This is a genomic window from Pseudomonas sp. MF6394, assembly GCF_002018845.1.
Lineage (GTDB): Bacteria > Pseudomonadota > Gammaproteobacteria > Pseudomonadales > Pseudomonadaceae > Aquipseudomonas > Aquipseudomonas lactis.
Map to the genome: position 1 here is coordinate 16,117 of NZ_MVOJ01000036.1, position 25,610 is coordinate 41,726.

Annotated in this window: 21 protein-coding genes and 1 pseudogene; 14 read left to right on the top strand and 8 right to left on the bottom strand. The window is 62.0% G+C overall.

Annotation, left to right across the window (positions count from 1 at the left end):
* The first annotated feature begins 108 nt into the window (after window positions 1–108).
* The 4 genes and pseudogenes from MF6394_RS27505 (at window position 109) to MF6394_RS27520 (ending at window position 3,353) form a co-directional block, all read left to right on the top strand.
* Window positions 109–1,029, top strand: a complete 921-nt coding sequence (locus tag MF6394_RS27505) for a class I SAM-dependent methyltransferase (protein WP_047710767.1) — start codon at window positions 109–111, stop codon at window positions 1,027–1,029.
* A 148-nt stretch (window positions 1,030–1,177) separates the two neighbouring features.
* Complete coding sequence (pcsA, locus tag MF6394_RS27510) at window positions 1,178–1,894, top strand: phosphatidylcholine synthase (RefSeq protein WP_003191017.1); 717 nt, start codon at window positions 1,178–1,180, stop codon at window positions 1,892–1,894.
* Window positions 1,895–2,118: 224 nt separating this feature from the next.
* Window positions 2,119–2,211, top strand: a pseudogene (locus MF6394_RS34770) (LysR family transcriptional regulator); the annotation flags it as partial.
* A gap of 362 nt (window positions 2,212–2,573) precedes the next feature.
* The gene (locus MF6394_RS27520) at window positions 2,574–3,353 is read left to right on the top strand and encodes a TSUP family transporter (RefSeq protein ID WP_003191011.1); all 780 of its coding nucleotides are present in this window, start codon (window positions 2,574–2,576) and stop codon (window positions 3,351–3,353) included.
* On the opposite strand, the gene nudC is transcribed toward MF6394_RS27520, so the two are convergent.
* Together nudC and MF6394_RS27530 are read right to left on the bottom strand one after the other, a co-directional pair.
* On the bottom strand, window positions 3,321–4,154 hold the full coding sequence (nudC, locus tag MF6394_RS27525) for an NAD(+) diphosphatase (protein ID WP_044273545.1): 834 nt from the start codon (window positions 4,152–4,154) through the stop codon (window positions 3,321–3,323). The genes MF6394_RS27520 and nudC overlap by 33 nt on opposite strands.
* Window positions 4,155–4,159: 5 nt before the next feature.
* Window positions 4,160–4,972, bottom strand: coding sequence for a crotonase/enoyl-CoA hydratase family protein (locus MF6394_RS27530; protein ID WP_003191008.1), 813 nt, complete (start codon window positions 4,970–4,972; stop codon window positions 4,160–4,162).
* A 184-nt stretch (window positions 4,973–5,156) separates the two neighbouring features.
* Between MF6394_RS27530 and MF6394_RS27535 the strand changes: the two genes are divergently transcribed.
* The 3 genes from MF6394_RS27535 (at window position 5,157) to MF6394_RS27545 (ending at window position 7,749) form a co-directional block, all read left to right on the top strand.
* Window positions 5,157–5,711 carry a UPF0149 family protein gene (locus tag MF6394_RS27535; protein ID WP_044273543.1) on the top strand — a complete coding sequence of 185 codons (555 nt, stop codon included), beginning with the start codon at window positions 5,157–5,159 and terminating at the stop codon, window positions 5,709–5,711.
* Between the two features lie 252 nt (window positions 5,712–5,963).
* The gene (locus MF6394_RS27540; RefSeq protein WP_069557190.1) at window positions 5,964–7,220 is read left to right on the top strand and encodes a 3-phosphoshikimate 1-carboxyvinyltransferase; all 1,257 of its coding nucleotides are present in this window, start codon (window positions 5,964–5,966) and stop codon (window positions 7,218–7,220) included.
* A gap of 139 nt (window positions 7,221–7,359) precedes the next feature.
* Window positions 7,360–7,749: a hypothetical protein gene (locus MF6394_RS27545; protein WP_078467947.1), complete on the top strand. Its 390-nt coding sequence runs from the start codon at window positions 7,360–7,362 to the stop codon at window positions 7,747–7,749.
* Between the two features lies 1 nt (window position 7,750).
* Here MF6394_RS27545 and MF6394_RS27550 read toward each other — a convergent pair whose 3' ends face one another.
* On the bottom strand, window positions 7,751–8,350 hold the full coding sequence (locus MF6394_RS27550; RefSeq protein ID WP_078467948.1) for an NAD(P)H-dependent oxidoreductase: 600 nt from the start codon (window positions 8,348–8,350) through the stop codon (window positions 7,751–7,753).
* A gap of 72 nt (window positions 8,351–8,422) precedes the next feature.
* Between MF6394_RS27550 and MF6394_RS27555 the strand changes: the two genes are divergently transcribed.
* Window positions 8,423–9,025 (top strand): TetR/AcrR family transcriptional regulator, encoded by a 603-nt coding sequence (locus MF6394_RS27555; RefSeq protein WP_078467949.1) that lies wholly within the window; start codon window positions 8,423–8,425, stop codon window positions 9,023–9,025.
* Here MF6394_RS27555 and MF6394_RS27560 read toward each other — a convergent pair.
* Window positions 9,015–9,692 carry a GNAT family N-acetyltransferase gene (locus MF6394_RS27560; protein ID WP_078467950.1) on the bottom strand — a complete coding sequence of 226 codons (678 nt, stop codon included), beginning with the start codon at window positions 9,690–9,692 and terminating at the stop codon, window positions 9,015–9,017. The genes MF6394_RS27555 and MF6394_RS27560 overlap by 11 nt on opposite strands.
* Window positions 9,693–9,748: 56 nt before the next feature.
* Window positions 9,749–10,633: a LysR family transcriptional regulator gene (locus MF6394_RS27565; protein WP_078467951.1), complete on the bottom strand. Its 885-nt coding sequence runs from the start codon at window positions 10,631–10,633 to the stop codon at window positions 9,749–9,751.
* Window positions 10,634–10,746: 113 nt separating this feature from the next.
* On the opposite strand from MF6394_RS27565, the gene MF6394_RS27570 reads away from it, so the two are divergent.
* From MF6394_RS27570 to MF6394_RS27595, 6 genes are all read left to right on the top strand, one after another.
* Window positions 10,747–11,979: an MFS transporter gene (locus MF6394_RS27570; protein ID WP_078467952.1), complete on the top strand. Its 1,233-nt coding sequence runs from the start codon at window positions 10,747–10,749 to the stop codon at window positions 11,977–11,979.
* Window positions 11,980–12,017: 38 nt separating this feature from the next.
* Entirely contained in the window at window positions 12,018–12,728 is a 711-nt protein-coding gene (locus MF6394_RS27575) for a FadR/GntR family transcriptional regulator (protein WP_044273535.1), read from the top strand.
* A 107-nt stretch (window positions 12,729–12,835) separates the two neighbouring features.
* Window positions 12,836–14,029 carry an L-2-hydroxyglutarate oxidase gene (lhgO, locus tag MF6394_RS27580; RefSeq protein WP_047710755.1) on the top strand — a complete coding sequence of 398 codons (1,194 nt, stop codon included), beginning with the start codon at window positions 12,836–12,838 and terminating at the stop codon, window positions 14,027–14,029.
* Window positions 14,030–14,085: 56 nt separating this feature from the next.
* Window positions 14,086–15,411, top strand: a complete 1,326-nt coding sequence (locus tag MF6394_RS27585) for an MFS transporter (RefSeq protein WP_047710754.1) — start codon at window positions 14,086–14,088, stop codon at window positions 15,409–15,411.
* Between the two features lie 81 nt (window positions 15,412–15,492).
* The gene (locus MF6394_RS27590; protein WP_034135509.1) at window positions 15,493–16,344 is read left to right on the top strand and encodes a CAP domain-containing protein; all 852 of its coding nucleotides are present in this window, start codon (window positions 15,493–15,495) and stop codon (window positions 16,342–16,344) included.
* A gap of 173 nt (window positions 16,345–16,517) precedes the next feature.
* Window positions 16,518–18,722: an ATP-binding protein gene (locus MF6394_RS27595; RefSeq protein WP_069557194.1), complete on the top strand. Its 2,205-nt coding sequence runs from the start codon at window positions 16,518–16,520 to the stop codon at window positions 18,720–18,722.
* On the opposite strand, the gene MF6394_RS27600 is transcribed toward MF6394_RS27595, so the two are convergent.
* Genes MF6394_RS27600 through treS form a run of 3 tightly spaced genes read right to left on the bottom strand, consistent with a single transcriptional unit; the run spans window position 18,701 to window position 25,494 of the window.
* Window positions 18,701–19,861: a GGDEF domain-containing protein gene (locus tag MF6394_RS27600; RefSeq protein ID WP_069557195.1), complete on the bottom strand. Its 1,161-nt coding sequence runs from the start codon at window positions 19,859–19,861 to the stop codon at window positions 18,701–18,703. The genes MF6394_RS27595 and MF6394_RS27600 overlap by 22 nt on opposite strands.
* Before the next feature lie 42 nt (window positions 19,862–19,903).
* Window positions 19,904–22,150, bottom strand: a complete 2,247-nt coding sequence (gene glgB / locus MF6394_RS27605) for a 1,4-alpha-glucan branching protein GlgB (protein WP_044273530.1) — start codon at window positions 22,148–22,150, stop codon at window positions 19,904–19,906.
* Entirely contained in the window at window positions 22,147–25,494 is a 3,348-nt protein-coding gene (gene treS / locus MF6394_RS27610; RefSeq protein WP_078467953.1) for a maltose alpha-D-glucosyltransferase, read from the bottom strand. The genes glgB and treS overlap by 4 nt, the downstream gene beginning before the upstream one ends.
* Window positions 25,495–25,610: the final 116 nt, after the last annotated feature.

The window sequence follows — 25,610 nt, forward strand, 5'->3', positions numbered from 1 at the left end:
CCAGCTCCCACAGTTGGATCGCGGGGTGTCATCCCCCTTCACAGACCAGCCACCCTCCCACCCAATTGTGTTTAAAATGCCGCCCGCCCCGATGACCGACGCTTAACGATGACCCCAGACGCCCTCGCTACCCTGCACGCCCACCTGCTCACTGCCCTGGCTGACGCGCCTGCAGAAACCCGGCGCCTGTTCCATGGCCGTGGCCGCTGCTGGCCAGGCCTGGAGCAACTCACCGTGGACTGGCTGCAAGGGGTCGTGCTGGTCGCCCTGTTCAAAGAAACCGAGCACCTGCAAGCCCTGAAGCACACCCTGTTGCAGATCGAATGGAGCCGTTTCGGCGTGCACACCGTGGCCCTGCAACACCGCTACCTGCCGCAAAGCACCACCGAATGGCTGGTGGGCGACGCCATCGATGAACTGACCATCACCGAAGGCGGCCTGCGCTACCTGATCGACCTGGGCAAAAAACAGAACAGCGGGCTGTTTCTCGACATGCGTTACGGGCGCAACTGGGTGCGCGAACAGGCCAAAGGCCAACGCGTGCTCAACCTGTTCGCCTATACCTGCGGCTTTTCCGTGGCGGCCATCGAAGGCGGCGCCGACCATGTGGTGAACCTGGACATGGCCCGTGGTGCCCTCAGCCGTGGCCGCGACAACCATCGCCTGAATGGGCATGACCTGAGCCGGGTGAGCTTCCTGGGTCACGACCTGTTCAAGTCCTGGGCCAAGGTGACGAACAACGGCCCTTACGACCTGGTGATCATCGACCCGCCCTCCTTCCAGAAAGGCAGTTTCCTCCTGACCAAGGATTACCAGCGCGTGCTGCGCCGCCTGCCGGACTTGCTCAGTGCCCACGGCACCGTGCTGGCATGCATGAACGATCCGGCCTTCGGTGAAGATTTCCTGATCGACGGCGTGACCCGCGAAGCACCGGGCCTGCGCTTTGTGCAGCGGCTGGAAAACCCACCGGAATTTCCTGATATCGACCCCCAGAGCGGGTTAAAGGCACTGGTGTTCCGTCAGGGCTGATGCCCAAATGTCCTACGCTTGCTACGCTAACGGATACGCCGGGCGGTGAACCTTATCCTCCCCTTCCCGGTCGATACCTGCATTCCCTGGCCAGACTCGACGGCGCTACGTCGTCGGCTGCCCCGTTTGACCTTTTGGAGAACCGCCCGTGATATCGACCCTGCATGTAGCCAGACTCAAAGCCTGGGGCGCCCACGGCTTTACCGCCACCGGTGTGGTACTGGCCTTTTTGGCCACCCTGGCGCTGCTGGAAAACTCCCCCAAGGCGTGCCTACTGTGGCTGGGCCTGGCACTGGTGGTGGATGGCGTCGACGGCTCGCTGGCGCGACGGGTGAATGTCAGCACGGTGCTGCCCAGCTTTGACGGCTCGGTGCTGGACCTGGTGATTGACTACCTCACCTACGTATTCATTCCTGCACTGTTTATCTACCGCTACATCGACCTGCCCGATTTCACCCACCTGTTTGCGGTGTCGGTGATCCTGGTGTCGTCGCTGTTCTGCTTTTGCAACGTGAACATGAAGAGCAAGGACAACTACTTCGTCGGCTTCCCTGCCGCCTGGAACGTCGTTGCCCTGTGCGTCTATATCATCCAGCCGGATGCCTGGGTCACCTTGCTGACCGTGATCGGCCTGGCGCTGCTGACCGTGACGCCGATGAAGTTCCTGCACCCGTTCCGGGTCAAGCGCTTCATGCCGATCAACATCGCGGTGACCACCATCTGGCTGCTGTGCAGCTTCCTGATGGTGGTGGATTATCCCAACACCAACCCTTGGACATTCGGCTTGTGGTCGCTGATGTCGGCCTACTTCCTGGGTATCTGCATCTGGCGCACGGCCGTGGAATGGCTGGGCGCGCACAAATAACGCTCTAGAACGCCCCGTTGTCGTGGGGTACGACATCGGGGAACACCGCCGCTACCTGCCACTGTTCAGCGATCTTTGCATGCGCATGGACTCTGAACAGATCCCAGAAGGTGTGGGTTTGACCATTGACCCGCCCTTCTGACTGGACCGCGCCAAACTCACCTTCAGCCACCACCTGCCTGATCGCGACATACTCCTTGTCGCTCACCGCCAACGCTTGCTCCATGGTCGCCGAGCACGGCGGGTTTTCGGCGGCAGGACGAGTGCTGGGCATCCCCAAGTCGCGCCTCAGCGCACGCGGCGCGGCGCTCGAACAAGGTGTCTACCCGCTCCCACAGGGGTTTTGTGCCAAGCGCTGATTTTGTCGGCAATGCATAACCAATGTGGGAGCTGGCTTGCCTGCGAAAGCGGAGGTTCAGTTGAATTTTCATTGACTGACACACCGCCTTCGCGAGCAAGCCCGCTCCCACAGGGGTTCTGTGCCAGGCGCAGATTTTGTGGGCAATACATAACCAATGTGGGAGCTGGCTTGCCTGCGATAGCGGTGGTTCAGTTAAAGATTCAGTGACTGACAGGCCGCCTTCGCGGGCAAGCCCGCTCCCACATTTGCATCGCCTAGACCCGCCACATCGCAGTAAGATGCTGGCTTTCTGCGGCCCTCCAACAATAAGCCCTGCCCATGCCTTTCGAACTCAGCGTTGACCTCACTACCCTGGCCATCCTGGCCGTTGTCGCTTTTATCGCCGGTTTTATCGACGCCATCGCCGGCGGTGGCGGTTTGTTGACCACGCCTGCCCTGCTCACCGCTGGCATGCCGCCGCATCTGGTACTGGGCACCAACAAACTCAGCTCCACCTTCGGTTCGGCCACCGCCAGCTTTACCTTCTACCGCCGCAAGCTGTTCCACCCACGCCAATGGGTGCACGCCATCGTCGGTACGTTGATCGGTGCGCTGACCGGCGCGGTCGTCGCCCATTACTTGCCCGCCGAAACCCTGAACAAGATGCTCCCGGTGATCGTCTTCGCCTGCGGTGTGTACCTGCTGTTCGGGGGCACGCCCAAGGCGCCACTGGACGCCGAGGCACCGATCAAGAAGAAATGGCAAGCCACCCAGGGCTTCGGCCTGGGCTTCTACGACGGCGTGGCAGGGCCCGGCACGGGGGCGTTCTGGACGGTCAGCACGATGCTGCTGCACCCCATCGACCTGGTGAAGGCCAGCGGCGTGGCGCGCAGCATGAACTTCGTCAGCAACGCGGCGGCGCTGACGGTGTTCATCATCAATGGGTCGGTGGACTGGATTGTCGGCCTGGCGATGGGGGTGTCGGTGATGTGTGGCGCGTTCTTTGGCGCACGCAGCGCGATCAGCGGCGGCGCCAAATTCATTCGCCCGGTGTTTATCACCGTGGTGCTGGGCCTGACCGTGCGCCTAGCCTGGCAGCACTGGTTCAGCGTGGCCTAAACGGCGGGCCAGGTAGAGGTCGATGAGGTAACGCGCAATCGAGCGTGACGCCGGCAACGGCGGCAGCTCGTGGATATTGAACCACTGCGCATCTTCGATCTCGTCGGCCTGGGGCACGATATCGCCACCGGCGTATTCGGCATGAAAGCCCAGCATCATCGAGTGAGGGAACGGCCAGCATTGGCTGCCCATGTACTGGATGTTCTTGACCTCCACCTGCACCTCTTCGCGCACTTCACGGATCAGGCAGTCTTCAGCAGACTCACCCGGCTCGGCAAAACCGGCCAGGGTGCTGTAGACCCCCGTGACGAAACGCGGCGAACGCGCCAGCAGGATCTCATCGCCACGGGTCACCAGCACGATCATGCTTGGCGAGATACGCGGGTAGCTGCGCAGGTCGCAGGCCTGGCAATACATCGCCCGCTCCCTCGGCACCTGCACCATCGCCTGGCCACAACTGCCACAAAAGCGGTGCTCCCGCGCCCAGGTGCCGATCTGCGCGGCGTAGCCCAGCACCTTGTACAGGGTGTGATCGCCTTGCAGCATAAAACCACGCAAACCCTGCCAGCTGCACCCTTGCACCTCTGCCGGCGCGTTGAGCTCCAACAGGTACACCGGCTCGCCATCAAGGTGACCGATACCGTGTTCGGCAAACACCGACAGGTCCTGGCGCTTGAGCCATTCGCGCGGGAACAGCGGACCATTGGTGTCGTGTAAAAAGCCTTCGCGGCTGCGGGCGACGGCCCAGCCGCCAGGGGCGTCGTTGTCGAGCAGCGTTGTAGTAATCCAGCCTGGGGTCATGTCAGTCAATCCACGAATTCGGGTTTCTGCTTACTCATGTGGGCCGCGATGGCCACGCGCAGGTCGTTGGATTGCAACATAGCCGAGTTCCAGGTGGCAACGTATTCCAGGCCATCATTGACTGTGTGGTCACGCATGTAGCTGATCATGGCCTTGGTGCCGGTCACGGCAATCGGCGACTTGGCGGCGATTTGCTGGGCCAGGTCCATGACACCCGCCAGCAGGCTTTGCTGATCAGCAAACACGCGGTTGACCAGGCCGATGCTGCGCGCTTCTTCAGCGCCGAACTGACGGCCGGTGTAGGCCAGTTCACGCAGCATGCCGTCGCCGATAATGCGCGGCAGGCGTTGCAAGGTGCCGACGTCGGCAGCCATGCCGATATCGATTTCCTTGATCGAGAATTGCGCATCCTCGGCGGCATAGCGCATGTCGCAGGCACTGATCAGGTCGATGGCGCCGCCGATGCAGTAGCCCTGGATCGCCGCCAGCACGGGCTTGCGGCAAGTGTCCACAGCGTTGAACGAGGCTTGCAGCTCAAGAATCTTGCGGCGCAGCAGGCGCGCATTGCGCCCCACGTCCTTGCCAAAATCATTGGCGATCGAGGCCAGCATCATCAGGTCGATGCCCGAGGAAAAGTGCTTGCCGGCACCGCTGAGCACCACGGCACGCACGGCGTCGGTTTCGTCGATCCATTGGAAGATGTCGATGATTTCGGTCCAGAACGCCGCGTTCATGGCGTTGATCTTTTCCGGGCGATTGATCTGCACATGGGCAACGTTGCCGCTGAGTTCGACAACGAAGGCTTGGTATTCGGACATGGCAGTGATCCCTGACTGGCGATTGAGAAAGGCCAGACTATATCAAGGGTGCGCCACGGCGCATCGGCCAAAAGCGGGACTGGCACCGGCGCAGGAAAAGACGCTGGATAAAACCCCGTACACACGCCATCCTTCGCGCTTTAAGCCGCCCCAACCGCGGCGCTCGACGTTTAAAGGACATGCCATGCAACTTCATCCCCTCGCCCCTGCCGATTTCGACGCCATCGAGGCCATCTTGCTGCAATACGGCGACGACCACTCGGTGCTGAACATGGCCGAACTCGACGGTTACTTCACCGCGCTGGTCTCAAGCCCCGCCCAAGTGGACGTGGCCGAGTGGTTCCCGGCTATCTGGGGCGGGCAGAACCCCGAATGGGACAACATGGACGAAGCCCAGGCTTTCCTTGATCTGTGCGTGCGTCATATGAATACCCTGGCCGCGCAGTTGGCCACCGACGCCCAGGCATTCAAGGCCCGTTTCGATGACACCGAGCATCAGGGCCAGGTGGTGACCCTTGCCGAGGAATGGTGCTTTGGCTATGTGCGCGGCGTGGCGATCGCCAACTGGCCGCCATTGCCCGCTGTACAAGCCGGGCAACTGGAGCGGATTTCCTGGTGCGCCGAGCAGGACAATTTCGAGCTGCCGGCAGACCTGGATGTAAACGCCCATCAACAGCGGGTCAGCGAGATCGAACCGGCTGCGCGTGCGCTGCATGACTACTGGCTGAGCCAGCGTTAAGGCAGGCAAACCTTTTTTGTAGGAGCGAGCTTGCTCGCGAAAAACTTCCAGGCGCCGCGTTCATTCAGGAAGCCCGCTTTATCGTTGGCGTTTTTCGCGAGCAAGCTCGCTCCTACAGTTAGGGCAAGTCCCTCACACATTTGGGCACGCAGATCACCCGCTCACTCGACAAGCATGGCGTGTTTGCCTGATGATTCGGGTCCGCACGTCGGCCACTCCACGCCACCTCGCCTTGACCAGGAGCCTTGTACCTTGAGTTCGCAGAAAACCGTGACCGTTACACCGCCCAACTTCCCCCTCACTGGCAAGGTCGCGCCCCCCGGCTCCAAATCCATTACCAACCGCGCGCTGTTGCTGGCGGCATTGGCCAAGGGCACCAGCCGATTGAGCGGTGCGCTCAAAAGCGATGACACGCGCCACATGTCGGTCGCCCTGCGGCAGATGGGCGTTACCATCGACGAGCCGGACGACACCACCTTTGTCGTCACCAGCCAAGGCTCGCTGCAGTTACCGGCACAACCGTTGTTCCTCGGCAACGCTGGCACCGCCATGCGTTTTCTAACGGCTGCCGTGGCCACCGTGCAAGGCACCGTGGTGCTGGATGGCGACGAGTACATGCAAAAACGCCCGATTGGCCCGCTGCTGGCTACCCTGGGCCAGAACGGCATCCAGGTTGACAGCCCGACCGGTTGCCCACCGGTAACCGTGCACGGCGTGGGCAAAGTCCAGGCCAAGCGTTTCGAGATTGATGGTGGCTTGTCCAGCCAGTACGTATCAGCCCTGCTGATGCTCGCGGCGTGCGGCGAAGCGCCGATTGAAGTGGCGCTGACCGGCAAGGACATCGGCGCCCGTGGCTACGTGGACCTGACCCTCGATTGCATGCGTGCGTTCGGGGCCCAGGTGGACGCCGTGGACGACACCACCTGGCGCGTGGCCCCCACCGGCTATACCGCCCATGATTACCTGATCGAACCCGACGCTTCCGCCGCCACTTATTTGTGGGCCGCAGAAGTACTGACCGGTGGGCGTATCGACATCGGTGTAGCCGCGCAGGACTTCACCCAACCCGACGCCAAGGCCCAGGCCGTGATCGCGCAGTTCCCGAACATGCAGGCCACGGTGGTGGGCTCACAAATGCAGGACGCGATCCCGACCCTCGCGGTGCTCGCCGCGTTCAACAACACGCCCGTGCGTTTCACTGAACTGGCGAACCTGCGCGTCAAGGAATGTGACCGCGTGCAGGCGCTGCACGATGGCCTCAACGAAATTCGCCCGGGCCTGGCGACCATCGAGGGCGATGACCTGCTGGTCGCCAGCGACCCGGCCCTGGCTGGCACCGCCTGCACCGCACTGATCGACACCCACGCCGACCATCGCATCGCCATGTGCTTTGCCCTGGCGGGGCTGAAAGTCTCGGGCATTCGCATTCAAGACCCGGACTGCGTGGCCAAGACCTACCCTGACTACTGGAAAGCCCTGGCCAGCCTGGGCGTTCACCTAAACTACTAACACAGCCACCTGTAGGAGCGAGCTTGCTCGCGAAAAACGCACAGGCTCCGCGTTTCTTCAAGACACACGCGTTATCGTTGACGTTTTTCGCGAGCAAGCTGGCTCCTACAGTTGCAGTGACACCTTGCCGGGAGCGTCAATGACCCTTCGCCAACCCTGCCCACCCGGCGCCTGTGTCTGCAACCGTGAACAACTGCTGCAAGCGCCCGAAGCTGACCTGCGCATTCTCCAACTGACGCGACAGCAGGAAAAAATCCTGCTGGAGCGCCTGGAAAACCTCAAGAGCCTGCAAGACCTCGAACACCTGCAACAGCGGATGTACGACCAGTTGGGCATCCGCGTACACATCGCGCCAGGGCATACTGAGGTCAAGAGCATGCGCGGGATCCAGATCGTCATCGACGAACTGCCGGGCATGTGTCGCAAGACCCGCCAGTCCATCCCCGCGTCCATTCGCCGAGGCCTGGAGAAAAACCCTGAGATTGCCTACCGCTTGCTGGACGCCCACGACCTGTTTCGCGACGTCTGAATTATCCCGCCACGGCTTCTCGCTCGAACAACTCTTGCCCCACCGCCCGGGCCTTGTGCAAGTGCGCCTGGGCCGTGCCACTTTCCGAGTCCAGCAACAACGCGGAGGTGAGTACCCGCGCCCCGCAATAATCAAAGATGCCGTAGTCGATCTGGGTGTTCATGGACTTGGCATAACCGTGTCGGTCAAAGGCACTTTCGTCAGCCGCCCCCAGGGCCAGCAGATGCACCTGCAAATGCCGCAGTTTCTTCTGCACCGGTGTATCGGGGCTGTAATCAATCGCCCAGCCATTGACGAATACGCGGTCTACCCAGCCCTTGAGCAATGCAGGCATCGACCACCAGTAGATGGGAAACGCCAGCACCAGCGCATCGGCGCGGTCGATGCGAGCTTGTTCGGCCAGCACGTCGGCTGGCGGCGTGGCGCGGGTACGGTGAACCTGATGATCGGCGGCGGTATAGCGCGGGTCGAAACCTTCGGCGGCAAGGTCGGCCATTTCAAAGGTGTGACCAGAGGCGGTCAAGCCCGCGCCCACCTCGGCGGCCACGCTATGGGTGAGGGATTGTGGGTCGTGATGGGCAACAACGATCAGTGCGTGCATGACTTTGACTCCGTTTCGGCTTAATCTACTTTTAGTAAGTTACGTCGAATAAGTTACTTTTGGTATATAAGCATGTCAAGCAGTGAATCCCCTGCCCCACGTCGCCGTTTATCTCGTGAAGATCGCCTGCGTCAGTTACTCGACGTGGCCTGGCAATTGGTGCGTGACGAAGGCACCGACGCCCTGACCCTGGGCCGCCTGGCCGAGCTGGCGGGTGTCACCAAACCGGTGGTGTACGACCACTTCGCGACGCGTGCGGGGTTGCTGGCCGCGTTGTATGCAGACTTCGACGCGCGCCAGGACCAGGTATTTGCCAATGCCATCGCCACCAGCAACGCGACCCTTGAGGACCGCGCGTGGGTCATTGCCTCGTCGTATGTCGATTGTGTGCTGTTGCAAGGTCGGGAAATCCCCGGCGTGATTGCCGCCTTGAGCGGTTCGCCGGAGTTGGAAGCGTCCAAGCGTGAATACGAGGCGATCTTCCTCGATAAATGCCGGGACGCGCTGTCGCCCTTCACCGCTGGCGGCAGCATTTCCCAGGCCGGCCTGCGCGCCATGCTCGGCGCGGCGGAAGCGCTGTCCCACGCGGCGGCCAATGGTGAAATCAGCCGCGAGGAAGCTCAGCAAGAGCTGCTGGAGACTATCCTCGGGATGGTCAGGCGCGTCAGGCCGTAGGCAGACGGCTCTGGACGAACAGTTGCGCCTTGCGCGCCAACTGGTCCAGGTGCCGGTCGCGCTGTTTCTCTGCGTCGACCATGGCGCGCTTGCCGTGTTTTTGCAGCAGGTAGGTGTGGATCTGCCGCACTTCCAGCGAACTGTAGATCGAGGCCACATCCAAAACCCCCATCAGCCCATCGGTGCCGTAGTTGCGGGTGTTCATCACAACCTGGGTGCCCCGCGCACCGCGCACCTGGAACCCCATGGCTTCGAACACCGCAACCTTCTCTACCGCACAGGCCAGTTCGGCGTGGGGATAACGCACCAACACCTCATCCAGCATGCTGCGTGCCACACCCTGGCGACGAAAGCCGGTCTGCACCGCCATAAACGCGATGCCACAGGCGTGCGGATCATCCTTCACCGGCAGATACAGGCAAAAGCCCACCACCGCGTCGTCTTCCATCGCCACGACCAACTCCACCGCAACGCCTTTTTCGCCATTCAGCGCCTCAAGGTACAGGTGCACCTCAAACCCGATGGCGTACTGGTAGATGTTGTACAGCAGGTTGCTCGGTGCCAACGCCACGCTGCTGATGTCGGTGAGGTTGTCTACCACCATCTGCAGGATCTGGCTGTTGATCGGTTCGGGGCACGGTGTGGTGTAGCGGGTAAGGCTGAACATGCAAATTCCTGGGGTTTCGCGTCAAGGCAGCGGCGATTGTACCTGTTGCGGGCCGCTTATGGCCCGCACACCTCGCGCAAACAGGTGCGCAGCCAGCGATGGGCCAGGTCGGCGTCCTGTCGCGGGTGCCACAGCATCGCCACGGTAAACGGCGGCAACGTCACCGGCAGCTCAAAGCAGTGCAAGCCTCGAGGCGGCACGGTGATATAGCGCTCAGGCACGCTGGCGATCAGGTCGGTGCCCCGCGCCAGGGCGATGGCCGTGTTGAAACCGGCGACCACAATGCTGACCTGCCGAACCAGACCTTGCGCCTCAAGGGCATCGTCGATCTGGCCACGGTCCTGCCCGCGCCGCGACACATAGACGTGTTGTCCCTCGGCGAAACGTGCTGCGCTGAGGGGGCCGCGGCTCAGCGGATGGCCCTCGCGCACCACGCCCACCAGGCGGTCACGGAACAGCGCCTGGGTCAGCACCTCCGGGCTGGCGCCCACATCGACCACACCGGTTTCCAGGTCAACGCCACCGTCGCGCAGCAACGCACTGTGCTTGTCGCTCTTGTGCACGAAACGCAAGCGCACCCCTGGGGCGTCCTGGGCGATACGCGCGAGCAATGCAGGGCCGAAGCGTTCGACGAACTCCTCACTGGTGCGCAAGGTGAAGGTGCGTACCACTTCACCCAAATCCAGGGTGTGCGCGGGGCGCAATACGGCGTGGGCGTCCTGCACCAATTGGCTGACCTGCTCGCGCAGTTGCAACGCCCGGGGCGTCGGCACCAGGCCGCGGCCGGCACGCACCAGCAACGGATCGCCCGTGGCCGCACGCAAACGCGCCAGGGCCCGGCTCATGGCCGAAGGGCTCAGGCGCAAGCGCTGGGCGGCGCGAGCGACGCTGCCTTCGGCAAGCAGCACGTCCAGGGTGATGAGTAAATTGAGGTCGGGCATGCGGGCTCCTTATCAGGCGTTCGGTGCAGCTATAACCTGCAACCCATGCGTCTTCCGCCATGTTAGGCGACGCCGTAGATTTGTGACAGGTGCATTTACTCAAGGAAACGCGCATGCAAACCTCCACACGCGGCGGCCTGGTCGCTTTGTCGTTGTCCATGTTGCTGGCCGCCCTGGGCACCAGCATCGCCAATGTCGGCCTGCCCAGCCTGGCGCACGCCTTCGGGGCCTCGTTTCATGCCGTGCAGTGGGTGGTGCTGGCCTACCTGCTGGCCATCACCGCGGTGATTGTCAGCGCCGGGCGCCTGGGCGACCGTCTGGGGCGCCGGCGCTTGCTGCTCGCCGGCTTGCTGGTGTTTGCCCTGGCCTGCGCCGGCTGTGGCATCGCGCCAACCCTGCCCTGGCTGATCGGCGCACGGGCATTCCAGGGCCTGGGCGCGGCGATCATGATGGCGATGACCCTGGGCATGGTGGGTGACACCGTCACTAAAGAAAATACCGGCCGAGTCATGGGCCTGCTCGGCACCATGTCGGCACTCGGCACGGCCATGGGGCCAAGTGTCGGCGGGGTATTGCTCAGCCTGTGGAGCTGGCGCGCGCTGTTTTTGATCGGCCTGCCCTTGGCGGGCGTGGCTGCCGCCCTCGCCTACCGTTATTTGCCGGTGGATGCTGACCGCCGCGACGCTTGGCCAGGCGATACATTTTGGGCGCCCCTGCGCGATGCGCCGTTGCGCGCCGGCTTGGCCATGAGTGCTCTGGTGTCGGCGGTGATCATGGCCACGTTTGTGGTGGGCCCGTTCTACCTGTCCCGTGGCCTGGGCCTCGATCCCGCCTGGATGGGCTTGGCCATGGCCGTGGGGCCTGCGGTCGCGGCGCTTACCGGTGTACCGGCGGGTTACCTGACCGATCGCCTCGGCAGCCAACGCCTGACCCTTGTGGGATTGGGCGTGATGCTCTGCGGGGCCTTGTTGCTGTCGCAGGCGTCCGGGCTTGGCGTTTATCTCGCGGCCCTGATCGTGTTGACGGCCGGCTACAGTCTGTTCCAGGCGGCCAACAACACGGCGGTGATGAGCGACATACAGGCGACCCGCCGAGGCACGGTGTCCGGCCTGCTGAATCTGTCGCGCAACCTGGGCCTGATTTTCGGCGCATCGGCCCTCGGCGCGGTGTTCGCCCGCGTCACTCCGGATGTCAGTCACGCCGCGCCTGATGCGGTGGTTGCCGGCTTGCACGCGACCTTTGCCGTGGCAACGGGTTTGCTGCTGGTGGCCGCACTGATCGCCTGGAAACGTGCGCAAAGGCCGAGCAGCGCGAAGCAGACAAATATTGACAAGCTAAAATCGTAACGACTATTGTCTGACAACCTGATCACCAAGGTTTTCCCATGCTTGAGCTCCAGCGCCCCGATTCGCTTGTCGTACGGGTTGTCAGCGCCATTCGCGCAGAAATCGAATCCGGCCAACTGGCCCCGGAGTCGCGCCTGCCGACCGAACAGCAACTGGCCGAACAACTCAACGTCAGCCGTTCCGTGGTGCGTGAAGCCATTGCCCAGCTCAAGGCCGACGGTGTGCTCACCGCCCGCCGTGGCCTGGGCTCGTTTATTTCGCAGACCCCTGCGGGCACGGTGTTTCGGTTTCCGCAACCCAACGGTCGACGACCTGACCTGGCGCAGATGTTCGAAGTGCGCCTGTGGATCGAAACCCAGGCCGCTTCGATTGCCGCCCAGCGCCGCGACAGCGCCGACCTGCTACGCATGAAAAGCGCGTTGCAGGCCATGCAGGACAACCGCGACAACTTTGAAGCCGCAGCCCTGGCCGATGTGGAATTCCACCGCGCCATTGCCGACGCCAGCAAAAATGACTACTTCGTGGCCTTCCATGACTTCCTCAGGAGCCAGTTGGCCAGTGCGCGTAAAACCGCGTGGGAAAACTCGGCCTCGCGCTTTGCCACCGGTTCGGCCGACGCGACCCAGGAACACCAACAGCTCTACCAGGCCATTGCCGATGGCGACGCCCAATGTGCGGCTGCCTGTGCCGAGGCGCACCTGCGTGCCGCGGCGCGGCGCCTGCAACTGGAATTACCGACCACGAATTGATCCGTACTGTTTGCAGCGTGTCCCCGGACACGCCATTTTTTTAACAAAAACATTAGTCTGACAACCTGATAAGCAGACTGAAATGTTCAGCCTTAGGTAACCCTGCAATGATTCATGACTTTTGCATTATCGGCGGCGGCATCGTCGGCCTGGCCACCGCCATGGAGCTGCTCAAGCGCCAACCTGGCGCGTCGCTGGTGATCCTGGAAAAAGAGTCGGTGCTGGCCAAGCACCAGACCGGCCACAACAGCGGCGTGATCCATGCCGGCATCTACTACGCGCCCGGCAGCCTCAAGGCCGATTTGTGCAAGCGCGGCGCCGAAGCCACCAAGCAGTTCTGCCGCGAACACGGGATCAAATTCGAGGTGTGCGGCAAGCTGCTGGTGGCCTCAAGCCCGCTGGAAATGCAACGCATGGAAGCGCTGTACGCCCGTGCCCAGCTCAATGGCATGCAGGTCGAGCGCTTGAATGCCGAACAACTGTGCCAGCGTGAACCGAACATCGTCGGCCTCGGCGGCTTGTTTCTCGATGCCACCGGGATTGTGGATTACCGCCAGGTGTGCGAGACCATGGCCCAGGTGATTCGTCGCAACGGTGGGCAGATCTGCCTGGAACGCACCGTCACTGCCATCCACGAAAACACCGATACGGTCACCGTCAACACCGAGGGCGAGACTTGGCAGGCCCGCCACCTGGTGGTGTGCGCCGGCTTGCAGTCGGACCGCCTGGCACGCCTGGCCGGCATCCGTATCGACCATCAGATCATCCCGTTTCGTGGCGAATACTTCCGCCTGCCCGCCGCCAAGAACAACATCGTCAACCATCTGATCTACCCGATCCCCGACCCGGAGCTGCCCTTCCTCGGCGTGCACCTGACCCGCATGATCGACGGCAGCGTCACCGTCGGCCCCAATGCCGTGCTGGGCCTGGGCCGCGAGAACTACCGCAAGTTTTCGGTGAACTGGCGCGACGTGGCGCAGTACGCTAGCTTCCCGGGTTTCTGGAAAACCCTCTGGCAAAACCTCGGTTCGGGCACCACCGAGATGAAGAACTCCTTGTTCAAGTCCGGCTACCTGGAGCAGTGCCGCAAGTACTGCCCGTCCCTGACCCTCGATGACCTGCTGCCCTACGAGGCCGGTATCCGTGCCCAGGCAGTGATGCGCGACGGCAGCCTGGTGCACGACTTTCTGTTCGCCCAAACCTCACGAATGCTGCATGTGTGCAATGCGCCCTCGCCGGCCGCCACCTCAGCCATGCCCATCGGCGCGATGATCGCCGACCGCCTGTTCCACCCCCAGTAAGACCGCACCGCCCGTTCACCCAACAATAACTACAAAGACCCAGAAGGAAGTCCAGCATGTCGGCATCCGCCTCCATCCCCGGTACCGAAACGCCCGAACAAACCCGCAAGCGCCTGCGCAAAGTCGCCGCGGCCACCATCTTCGGCTCGATGCTGGAGTGGTACGACTTTTACCTGTACGCCACCATGGCGGCGATTGTGTTTTCGAAGATCTTCTTCGATAACAGCGACCCGAAGACTGCCACGCTGATGGCCTTTTCGACCTTTGCCATCGGCTTTATCGCCCGCCCTTTTGGCGGCATCCTGTTTGGCTACCTGGGCGACAAGTTCGGGCGCAAGCAAGTGCTGGTGCTGACCTTCTGCCTGATGGGCGTATGCACCACCTTGATTGGCTTGATTCCCAGCTACGCCTCCATCGGCATCTGGGCCCCGATCTTGCTGGTGTTTATCCGCATCATCCAGGGCCTGGGCGCCGGTGCCGAGCTGTCGGGCGCGGCAGTCACCTCCTACGAACATGCCTCCCAAGGCAAGCGTGGCAGCCAGGGCGCATGGCCGGCATTGGGCCTGAACCTGGGCCTGTTGCTGTCCTCGCTGACCATTTACCTGCTGACCATCAACGGCAACGAGTTCCTGCTGGCCGGCGGCTGGCGCATTCCGTTTATCTGCAGCATCGTGCTGGTGGGCGTCGGCCTGTGGGTGCGCAACAGCATTCCCGAAACTCCGCAGTTCGAAGCGCTGAGCACGGAAAAAGCCAAGGCCAAGCCATCCCCCCTCAAAGCCTTGTTCAAGAACGACCTCAAGGGGCTCGCCGTGGTGTTTTTTGTCGCGATTGGCTACAACGCCTTGAGCTACATCTTCAAGACCTTCTCCCTGGCGTACCTGACACAGTTCAAAGGCGTGGACGTGCATGTCACCTCGCTGTCGGTGACCATCGCCAGCCTAGTGGCCATCGTCGCCGTGCCCTGCTTTGGCTGGCTGTGTGACAAGTGGAGCAGCAAGACCGTACTGATGCTCGGCGGGCTGTGCTCGCTGTTGTTCGCCTACCCGTTCCTGGCCCTGCTCAACAGTGGTGAAAGCCTGATGATCTACCTCGCCATCGGTGTGGGCACCGGTATCCTCGCGCCGATGATGTTTGCGCCCCAGGGCTCGTTCCTGAGCCGGCAGTTCCCGACGCAAACGCGCTCTTCGGGTTTTGGCACCGGGCGGGAAATCGGCACCGCCATTGCTGGTGGCCTGGCACCGCTGGGCGCACTGTCGATGGTAGCGGCCTCGGCCACCCACTCCACCGATGGTGTGGTGGTGATCCTGGCGATTTCTGCCTTGTTGGTGGTGGTGTTTGCCCTCTGCGATCAGGGCGCGAAACACTCGGCATTCAAGAACTGAGCAAAAAAGTTCGGACCAACGGGTGCATGGATGCACCTGGATCGCGCATCATGGGCACTTTCAAGCTCAAGGGTAACGTCCATGCGCGTTCTGTCATTGATGATGGGTCTTACGACGCTGGCCGCCACTACGGTGTTCTGCGCCAGCGCGATGGCGAATGAAGAAAGTCAGTTAGTCCAACAGATCAACCAATACCGCAGCCAGGTACAACGCTGCGGTGACCAGGGTTCCCAGGAGCTGCCACCGCTGGCCAGCGACACACGGCTGGTATTGCCGGCCTCCAATGTCGGCGATTTGCAGCAGTCGCTGGCGCGGGCTGCGTACCCGATGGTGAACGTGCAGGCCATCAGCCTGTCCGGGCCCAAGGATGCCGAGGCCGCGATGAAAGCGGTACGCGAAAGCTTCTGCCGCGTAGTGCTCGATCCGCAATTTGTCGACATCGGCGTCAGCAACAGCGGCCAGGACTGGCGCATCGTGCTGGCCCGCCCGCTGCTGACCAGTGGCCTGGGCGACTGGCAAACCGAAGGGAGAAAACTGCTCGACCTGATCAACACCGCGCGTGCCGAGCCGCGCCAGTGCGGCACCCAGGCGTTCACCGCGACCACACCGCTGTCGTGGAACGACACGCTGGCCAGCGCGGCCAACAGCCACACACGCAACATGGCCAACGGCAACTTCTTCGACCACCTGGACCACGACGGTCGTACGCCCGGTGACCGCGCCGAACTGGCCGGGTATATCGCGAAGAACATCGGCGAAACCATCGCCGCCGGCCTCGACACGCCGCGCAAGGTCGTCGACGGTTGGCTCGCCAGCCCCGGCCACTGCGCCACCCTGATGAACCCGCAATTTCGCGACTTGGGCGCCGCCTACGCGATGGACCCCAAGAGTGACGCGGGCATCTATTGGACGGGTTTATTCGGCACGCAGTGAAGGTTGGGCGCCGGCCCAACCCGGCCAACAATGACGGCGTGCAAATAGACAATGAAATCAAAGTGCTATCAGGGAGATAATCGCGCTGAACTGAATGCGGTCATTCCGGTCTGTTGCTAGTCGGTCGGGCTCTTCAAAGCTAAACAATACGTGGCAAGCAAGGTGTGAACCCAATGATGAATTGGCTGCAAGGCAGCAGCGAAATGGCAGAGCGGGTTCGTCAGCATGATTGGGCCAGCACGCCCCTGGGGCCGCTTGAGCACTGGCCCGATGTGTTGAAGACAACCGTTGCGCTGTCCTTCGCGTCAAGTTTCCCCCAGGCCATCGTCTGGGGGCCTCAGTTGATTACCCTCTACAACGATGCGTTCACGCCGATCCTGGGCAGCAAACCCGACGCTTTGGGCCGCCCGTTCAACGAGATCTGGCACGAGGTGTGGGACGATATCAGCCCTATCGCCGACGCTGCGTTCGACGGGCACGCCACTTATATCGAAAACTTCCCGCTGTTGATCCAACGCAACGAAGCGCCGGAACAAGCCTATTTCACCTTTTGCTACAGCCCGATTCGCAACGCCCAGGGCGTGGTGGTCGGTCTGCTCGACACGGTGACCGAAACCACTGCCACGGTGTTCCTGGCCCGTCGTCTTGAAGTGCTGGACGCCATTAGCAACTGCGTGACCAACGCCACCGACGCCGAAACCATCATGACGTCGACCACCCGTTTGTTGGCCCAGCACCTGCAGGTATCCATCTGCGCCTACGCCGACATGGACGAAGATCAAGACGGCTTCTCCATTCGCGGCGACTGGTCGGCGCAAGGCTCGCCGAGCATCATCGGCCATTACAGCCTGGCGGCGTTTGGCGAGTGCGCGGTCAACTGCTTGCGTGCCGGCGAGCCACTGGTGATACGCAATAACCTGATCGAGTTGCCGCCCCAGGATGCCGCAAGCTTCCAGGCGCTCGGTGTGACAGCCACTATTTGCATGCCCTTGATCAAAGACGGGCGGCTCACCGCCCTGATGGCCGTACACGACAAAGTGCCGCGTTTTTGGTCGTCCTACGACATCGCGCTGTTGGGCGAAGTCACCGAGCGTTCCTGGGCGCACATCGAGCGCGTGCGCGCCGACGCCGCCGTGCGTAAGGGCCTGGCCGCCTATGCGGAACTCAATGCCAACCTCGAGCAGCGCGTGAATGAGCGTACCCGTGCGCTGGCCGAAGCCGAAGCTGCACTGCGCCAGTCACAAAAACTTGAGGCCATCGGCCAACTGACCGGTGGCGTCGCCCATGACTTCAACAACCTGCTGACCATTATCCGCTCATCCGTGGATTTCCTGCGCCAACCGGGCCTGTCCGAAGAGCGTCGGCAACGTTATATGTGCGCGGTGTCCGACACCGTGGAGCGGGCCAGCAAGCTCACCAGCCAACTGCTCGCCTTTGCCCGTCGCCAACCGTTGAACCCGCAGGTCTTCGATGTCGGCCAGCGCGTGCAGAACATCGGCGAGATGCTCGAAAGCGTCACCGGCGCACGCATTCATGTGCAGGTGCAATTGCCTGATCAGCCCTGCTATGCGCGCATCGACCCCAGCCAGTTCGAAACCGCGCTGATCAACATCGCCCTCAACGCCCGCGATGCGATGGACGGCCAGGGTACCCTGACCCTGAAGGTTGCCGGGCAGCAAACGCTGCCACGTATCCGCGGGGATGCCGAGTCGTGCATGCCCTACATCGCCATTTCCCTGGCCGACACCGGCCCCGGGATTCCCAGCGATACCTTCGAGCGCATCTTCGAGCCGTTCTTCACCACCAAGGCCGTGGGCAAAGGCACGGGCCTTGGCCTGTCGCAGGTATTCGGCTTTGCCAAGCAGTCAGGCGGCAATATCGATGTGGCCAGCACCCTGGGCCACGGCACGGTGTTTACCTTGTACCTGCCGCAAGTCGAAGGCGAAGCGGCGCCGGAACAAGACTCGCATACAGATTTGCCAGCGCCGCAAGAGGCGGCTCATCAGCACGTGCTGATCGTCGAGGACAACCTTGAGGTAGGACGCTTCGCCAGCCAGATCCTCAAGGACCTGGGTTACCAGACCACGTGGGCGACCAATGCCGAACAGGCGCTGAACCTCGCCGGCACAGACGTCCAGGGGTTCGATGCGATTTTCTCCGACGTGGTGATGCCCGGCATGACCGGCGTGGCCATGGTCAAGCTACTGCGCCAGCGCCGCCCGGACCTGCCCGTGGTACTCGTCTCCGGCTACAGCGAGGAACTGGCGGACAGCGGCTATGAAGGCTTTGAATTCCTCGCCAAGCCCTACTCCGCCGACCAGGTTGCGCGAGTGCTGGCAAAGGCGATGAGCAAGGATCAGTCGACGACCGCCACCTGATTGCGGCCCGATGCCTTGGCCTGGTACAGGGCCTTGTCGGCGCTGTTCATCAAGCCGTTCAAATCCAGATGCTGAGCGTGGGTGGATGCCACGCCCAGGCTGGCGCTCACCCCCTGGACCGGGTCGGCGGGCAAGTCACCAATTTTCTGGATCAACTGCTCGGCAATGCCGCGCGCGGTTTCCAATGAGGTATTGGGCAGCAACACGGCAAACTCCTCGCCTCCCAGGCGACCGTAGATATCGGTCTGGCGAAAGGATGCGCTGATCACCGCGCCAATCTGGCGCAACACCTGGTCACCGGCTTGGTGGCCGTAGGTGTCATTGATGGCTTTGAAGTGGTCCATGTCCATCATCAACGCACACAGCGGCTGCTGCTCGCGCAGGCACTGGGCGTAAAGCAACTGGGCTTGCTCGTAAAACGCCCGACGGTTCATCAGCCCGGTCAGTTCATCGGTCTGGGCGGCGCGGGTGGAAATATGATGAGCGCGCTCCATCTGCCGCGTCAGGCGAAAGGCTTTCTCCAGGGCATCGGAGAGTTTGTGCGTCGCCCCGACCACAAACGAGGCAAACACCAGCACCGCCAGCGCCACGCCGACTTGCATCGGCGACGGCTGGAGCAGCATCCATACCGTACAGGGAAGCAACACCAGCGCCATGGAACCCAGCGTCATGTAGCGATAGGCCGAATAACAGGACACCGCACTGACCGACATGCCCACGGTAAACAGCATCACCAACACCTGGGATAAACGGTCATCCACCGGCATCACCGCCAGCGCCCCGCCGCCCCAAATCCCCGCCGACAGCATCAGCGTGACCCAGTAGCGGCGTTCCCAACGGGCGGGTGTGCGTCCCGCGTCCGGGCAGCGAAACCATTGCACGAACAGGTGCAGGCGCACCAAGGACGAGCCCGCCAGCACCACCAGCCACACCAGGATGACCTGATGATCGAACCGATCCCAGCACAGCCAGCAGAGCATGACGGCGCCCAGGTAGCTGCCGAAGATAGCCGAGAATGATTGACGAAACAGCTGGTGCAAACGGTCGGTTCGCACCTGCTCTTCGATTTGCTGACCCTGATCTTGCCCGAGGCTATTCATGGGATTGGCCTGTGTGAACGGCGACGACAAAGGCGCCATTGTGGCACCTTGCCAGCAAGCCGAACAGCAGCATCCGCCGCGCTAGAGCGTTTCATGCTCCTCGGGCCGCAAAATCAGCACACCCAAGGGCGGCAAGTTCAGCGACAACGACACCGGTTGCCCATGGCGCGGCTCATCCTGGGTAGATACCGCGCCGCCATTGCCGTAATTGGAGCCGGCGTAGGTGTCGGCATCACTGTTGATCACCTCACTCCAACGCCCGCCAAACGGCACACCGACTGCGTAGCCTTCGCGAGGCACCGGGGTGAAGTTGGCAACCACCAACACCGGTTTGCCATCCTTGCTCCAGCGCAGCCAGGCGTAAACGCTGTTGATCGCGTCATCACCGATCAGCCATTGGAAACCCTGGGGCGCATCGTCCTGTTCGTGCAACGCAGGTTCTTCGCGGTACAGGCGGTTCAGGTCGCCCACCAGCTTCTGCACGCCACGGTGCTCGGGGTACTGCAGCAAATACCAATCCAGTTGCTGGTCGTGGTTCCACTCGCGCCATTGGCCAAATTCGCAGCCCATGAACAGCAGCTTCTTGCCGGGGTGCATCCACATGAAACTGAGGTAGGCGCGCAAGTTGGCAAATTTCTGCCAGCGGTCGCCGGGCATCTTGTCGATCAGCGAGTGCTTGCCGTGTACCACCTCATCATGGGAAATCGGCAGGATAAAGCGCTCGGACCAGGCATACACCAACCCGAAACTCAGCTCGTTGTGATGATGGGCGCGGTACACCGGATCTTGCTGGATGTAATGCAGAGAGTCGTGCATCCAACCCATGTTCCATTTGTAGTTGAAGCCCAGGCCACCCTGTTGGGTCGGCTGGCTGACGCCAGGCCAGGCCGTGGACTCCTCGGCAATCACCAAGGCGCCCGGCGCTTCAAGGGCGACCACGTCGTTCAGGTGCCGCAAGAAGTCGATGGCTTCCAGGTTCTCGCGACCGCCATGGCGGTTGGGCACCCATTCACCGGCCTTGCGTGAATAATCGCGATACAGCATGGAGGCCACGGCGTCCACGCGCAGGCCGTCCACATGGAAATGCTTGAGCCAGTGCAAGGCCGACGCGAGCATGAAACCGTGGACCTCGGTGCGGCCCAGGTTGTAGATCAGCGTGTCCCAATCCTGGTGAAAACCTTCCAAGGGGTTGGCGTATTCGTACAGTGCGGTGCCGTCAAATTGCGCCAGGCCGTGGGTATCGGTGGGGAAATGCGCTGGCACCCAGTCGAGGATCACACCGATATCGGCCTGATGGCAGGCATTGACGAACCAGGCAAAGTCTTCCGGCGAGCCAAAGCGTGCGCTGGGGGCAAACTGGGATAACGCCTGATAGCCCCAGGAGCCACCGAAGGGGTGCTCCATGATCGGCATCAGTTCGATATGGGTGAAGCCCAATTGTTGAACGTAAGGAATCAGCCGCTCGGCCAGCTCACGCCAGCCATATTGCCGGGCCACTTCACCGGCCTCGTCCAGCTCGCACTGCCAGGACCCCACATGCAGCTCGTAGATCGACAACGGCGCGGTGGATTTCTGCTTGTCGCCCCGCGATTGCATCCACTCATGGTCCTGCCAATCCACTTGCAAAGGTGCGGCGACCTTGGAAGCGGTGTCCGGCGGCAGTTGGGTGGCCAGCGCCACGGGGTCGGCCTTGAGCGGCAGAATGCCGTGGGCGCCGAGAATTTCATACTTGTAGGCCGCGCCCGGCTGCAGGCGTGGGATGAAGATTTCCCACACGCCCGATGGATGGCGCAGGCGCATCGGGTGGCGGCGCCCGTCCCAGATATTGAAGTCGCCCACCACCGAAACCCGCCGTGCGTTCGGCGCCCAGACGGCAAAGCGCACGCCCTGCACGCCGTCGACGCTGACCACCTGAGCCCCCAGGCAGTTGCCCAGGTCACGGTGATTGCCTTCGGCAAACAGGTACAGGTCCATTTCCCCCAGCAGCAATTGGCTGAAGCTGTAAGGGTCTTCGGTGATCTGCTCACCGCCGGCCCACTGGATTTTCAGCAGGTAGGGCTGGCGCGTGCGCAAGTGCCCGACAAACAGGCCCGGCACCTGGGTGGCGTCGAGGCTGCCAAACGGCTCGCCCGTGTCACGCGCCAGCACCTGAACACTTAGGGCCTCCGGCAGGAACGCGCGGATAAACTGGCCGCCCTGCTCGTCATCATGGGGCCCCAGGATCGAAAAGGGATCGGGGTGCTCGGCGCGCACCAGCGCATCGACGTCCTTGGACGCCGGCAATGCAGTCAACTTGGGCTGCAGCGGTTCTCTCTGTGTAAAACTCATGACGTCTCCCCACCGCGTACAGGTTTCGATATAGGTGTCAGCCCACTCAGCAAGCCGTGCAGCCCTTGCAGGGGCACCGGCAGCCAGGTCGGGCGGTTTTCTGCTTCGTAGGCCACTTCGTACGCGGCCTTTTCCAGGCTGAACAAGGTCAGCGCTGCGTCGTGGCCGTTGGCATCCTGCCAGTCATGCGCCAGTGTAGACGCAGCGGCCTGATAAGCCTGGGTAAATGCTACGCGGGCTTCATTCAGGTAGCGGTCGGTCACGCGTTTGCGCGCTGCGTTCGCTTCTGGCGTGTGATCCACCCCTTGCACATTCAGCGCCATGGCCGCCGCATAATCGAAGGAACGCAGCACACCGCTCACATCCTTATAAGGGCTGTGCTTGCCGCGCCGCTCATGCAGCGGCCGCGCCGGCTCGCCCTCAAAGTCGATCAAGTAGGCATCGCCCTTGACCACCAATACCTGGCCCAGGTGCAAGTCACCGTGGACGCGAATACGCAACCCGCCCGCCGTGGCTTTGGCCAACGCCTGAACATGCGAGGCGATGGCTTTTTTCTGCGCCAGTAATTCACTGACCAACGCCTGGTCGGCGGGGTTCAACTGGCTTTGATGAAGCTTGAGCAACTGCAGGGCACGGTCGATCTGGGCCCCGACATCCTTGGCCCAGGCTTGGGTGTCCTTGGCCGTGGTGACTTCGGGCTTGAAGGCTTTATCGCTCGTTGGCGCACCCAATACCACGTGCATTTCACCCAGGCGCTGACCGAGCAAACCGGCAAAATCCGCCAACTCGCCGAGGGCGTTGTAGTGCTGTTCCTGTTCAGAGATCGCGTCGGCCAGCTCATCGCGGATCGCCCGCTCCAGGTTGTTCTGGGTCCAGCTCCAGGCATCGCCCTGGTTGCTCAAGTAACCCTGGGCAATCATCAGCAGGTTGTCCTGCCCCTGCCCGTCGCGGCGGCTCATAAAGCCCAGCAGCGGCGAAATGTGCGGGTAGCCGGCGGCGGTCAGGTAGGCGCTCATTTCCAGCTCCGGGTGCACGCCGGCGCTGACTTTACGAATCAGCTTGAGCACCAGGCTGTCACCGACCACCACCGAGCTGTTGGATTGCTCGGCAGACAAATAACGCACCGGCGATTCACGGGTCAGTTGCAGCGCGGCCAAGTGTTCAGTCGCCTCAAACCGTAGATCGCCGTCAGGGGTACTCAGCACGGTAGCGGCCTGCATGGCCTGGATCACCTCAAGGATAAAATGCTCAAGGCTGAAGGCATCGGTCACCAAACCCACCTGGCGGGTGCGTCGCACCCGGGCCAACGCCAATTGCTGGGGCAAGGCGCTGGTGAACTGGTCTTCGCCAAGGAAGCCCAAGGGCAGTTGGTAGCGGTTAACCTGGCCAGCACTGGTCACTTCGATCTCACTGAGCAACACCGGATGCTGCGGGTCGCCAAAACGCACGCCGTAGGCGATGTGCACCGTGTCGATTGCCGTGTCTTTGCCGGCAAACCAGCGACGCTTGGGCAGCCAGGCCGGCAATGAAGTGTGCTCCAGGCCGGTGCGGCAAGGTTCTTCCAATAACTCTTCCATGCGTTTTTTCAGTACTAAAGTGGTGAAGTCGGGCATGCTTTGCGCCGGTTCCACATGCCAGCTGGGCATCTGGTTTTCCGCGGCCAGCACGAACCAATAGAAACCATAGGGCGCCAGGGTCAGCAGGAAATTCAGCTGGCCGATCGGCGGGAAGGCATTACCGCCGAGCATCTCCACCGGCACCATGCCTGCAAAGGCCGACAGGTCCAGCTCCGCCGCCTGAGCGCTGCGCGACACGTTGGCCACGCACAGGATGATCTCGGTGTGGCCGTCTTCACCGGTGTATTCACGGGTGTAAGCCAGGATGCGCCGGTTAGCCGGTGACAACATTTTCAGGCTGCCACGGCCAAACGCCTTGGATTGTTTGCGCACTGCGAGCATGCGCCGGGTCCAGTTGAGCAATGAGTGCGGGTCCTGGGCCTGGGTCTCGACGTTGACCGACTGGTAGCCGTATTGCGGGTCCATGATCGGCGGCAGCACCAGGCTGGCCGGGTCGGCACGGGAAAAACCGCCATTGCGGTCGATGGACCATTGCATGGGCGTGCGCACGCCGTCACGGTCGCCCAGATAGATGTTGTCGCCCATGCCGATTTCATCGCCGTAGTACAAGGTCGGCGTGCCGGGCATCGACAGCAACAAGCTGTTAAGCAGTTCCACCCGCCGACGATCACGCTCCACCAGCGGCGCCAGGCGCCGTCGAATGCCCAGGTTGATGCGGGCGCGGCGGTCTGCGGCGTAGTAGTTCCACAGGTAGTCACGCCCTTTGTCGGTGACCATTTCCAGGGTCAGCTCATCATGGTTGCGCAGGAAAATTGCCCACTGGCAATTGGCGGGAATCTCCGGGGTCTGGCGCAGAATGTCAGTGATGGGGAAGCGATCTTCCTGGGCCAACGCCATGTACATACGCGGCATCAGCGGGAAGTGGAATGCCATATGGCATTCATCGCCGTCGTCGCCCTTTCTGTCTCCAAAGTACAGCTGCGTGTCTTCGGGCCACTGGTTGGCTTCGGCCAGGAGCATGCGGTCGGGGTAATGGGCGTCGATCTCGGCGCGGATCTGCTTGAGGACGTCGTGGGTTTCCGCCAGGTTCTCGTTGTTGGTGCCGTCCCGTTCGATCAAATAGGGAATGGCGTCCAGGCGCAGGCCATCGATGCCCAGGTCGAGCCAATAGCGCATTACCGACAGCACCGCTTTCATGACCTGCGGGTTATCGAAGTTGAGGTCCGGTTGGTGCGAGTAAAAGCGGTGCCAGAAGTACTGGCCGGCCACCGGGTCCCAGGTCCAGTTGGACTTTTCGGTGTCGAGGAAAATAATGCGCGTGCCGTCGTATTTCTGGTCATCGTCCGACCACACGTAGAAGTCCCGTGCGGCCGAGCCTGGCTTGGCCTTGCGCGCACGCTGGAACCAGGGGTGCTGGTCGGAGGTGTGGTTGATCACCAGTTCAGTGATCACCCGCAGCCCGCGTTGGTGGGCTTGGGCAATAAAGCGCTTGGCATCGGCCATCGTCCCGTAGTCGCTGTGCACGCCGCGGTATTCGGCAATGTCGTAGCCGTCATCACGGCGCGGCGAGGGGTAGAACGGCAGCAGCCAGATGGTGTTCACGCCCAGGTCAGCGATGTAGTCAAGTTTGGCGATCAGCCCGGCAAAGTCGCCAATGCCGTCGTTGTTGGAGTCGAAATAGGATTTGACGTGAACCTGGTAGATCACCGCGTCTTTGTACCAGAGCGGGTCTTTGATAAAGGTGGCTGCCTTGGGTTTCTTGGCCATTGCAAACTCCTGGAAAACTCAACATTTTGCTAACTGAACTCGGTACATGTGGGAGCGGGCTTGCTCGCGAAAGCGTTGTGTCAGCCAATGAATCTATGCATTGATCCACCGCTTTC

Excerpts from the sequence above, each read along its gene's own strand:
- MF6394_RS27505 (WP_047710767.1), top strand. The coding sequence starts at position 109 with ATGACCCCAGACGCCCTCGCTACCCTGCACGCCCACCTGCTCACTGCC.
- MF6394_RS27520 (WP_003191011.1), top strand. The coding sequence starts at position 2,574 with ATGCCTTTCGAACTCAGCGTTGACCTCACTACCCTGGCCATCCTGGCC.
- nudC (WP_044273545.1), bottom strand. The coding sequence starts at position 4,154 with ATGACCCCAGGCTGGATTACTACAACGCTGCTCGACAACGACGCCCCT.
- MF6394_RS27530 (WP_003191008.1), bottom strand. The coding sequence starts at position 4,972 with ATGTCCGAATACCAAGCCTTCGTTGTCGAACTCAGCGGCAACGTTGCC.
- MF6394_RS27535 (WP_044273543.1), top strand. The coding sequence starts at position 5,157 with ATGCAACTTCATCCCCTCGCCCCTGCCGATTTCGACGCCATCGAGGCC.
- MF6394_RS27545 (WP_078467947.1), top strand. The coding sequence starts at position 7,360 with ATGACCCTTCGCCAACCCTGCCCACCCGGCGCCTGTGTCTGCAACCGT.
- MF6394_RS27550 (WP_078467948.1), bottom strand. The coding sequence starts at position 8,350 with ATGCACGCACTGATCGTTGTTGCCCATCACGACCCACAATCCCTCACC.
- MF6394_RS27555 (WP_078467949.1), top strand. The coding sequence starts at position 8,423 with ATGTCAAGCAGTGAATCCCCTGCCCCACGTCGCCGTTTATCTCGTGAA.
- MF6394_RS27560 (WP_078467950.1), bottom strand. The coding sequence starts at position 9,692 with ATGTTCAGCCTTACCCGCTACACCACACCGTGCCCCGAACCGATCAAC.
- MF6394_RS27565 (WP_078467951.1), bottom strand. The coding sequence starts at position 10,633 with ATGCCCGACCTCAATTTACTCATCACCCTGGACGTGCTGCTTGCCGAA.
- MF6394_RS27570 (WP_078467952.1), top strand. The coding sequence starts at position 10,747 with ATGCAAACCTCCACACGCGGCGGCCTGGTCGCTTTGTCGTTGTCCATG.
- MF6394_RS27575 (WP_044273535.1), top strand. The coding sequence starts at position 12,018 with ATGCTTGAGCTCCAGCGCCCCGATTCGCTTGTCGTACGGGTTGTCAGC.
- lhgO (WP_047710755.1), top strand. The coding sequence starts at position 12,836 with ATGATTCATGACTTTTGCATTATCGGCGGCGGCATCGTCGGCCTGGCC.
- MF6394_RS27585 (WP_047710754.1), top strand. The coding sequence starts at position 14,086 with ATGTCGGCATCCGCCTCCATCCCCGGTACCGAAACGCCCGAACAAACC.
- MF6394_RS27590 (WP_034135509.1), top strand. The coding sequence starts at position 15,493 with ATGCGCGTTCTGTCATTGATGATGGGTCTTACGACGCTGGCCGCCACT.
- MF6394_RS27595 (WP_069557194.1), top strand. The coding sequence starts at position 16,518 with ATGATGAATTGGCTGCAAGGCAGCAGCGAAATGGCAGAGCGGGTTCGT.
- MF6394_RS27600 (WP_069557195.1), bottom strand. The coding sequence starts at position 19,861 with ATGGCGCCTTTGTCGTCGCCGTTCACACAGGCCAATCCCATGAATAGC.
- glgB (WP_044273530.1), bottom strand. The coding sequence starts at position 22,150 with ATGAGTTTTACACAGAGAGAACCGCTGCAGCCCAAGTTGACTGCATTG.
- treS (WP_078467953.1), bottom strand. The coding sequence starts at position 25,494 with ATGGCCAAGAAACCCAAGGCAGCCACCTTTATCAAAGACCCGCTCTGG.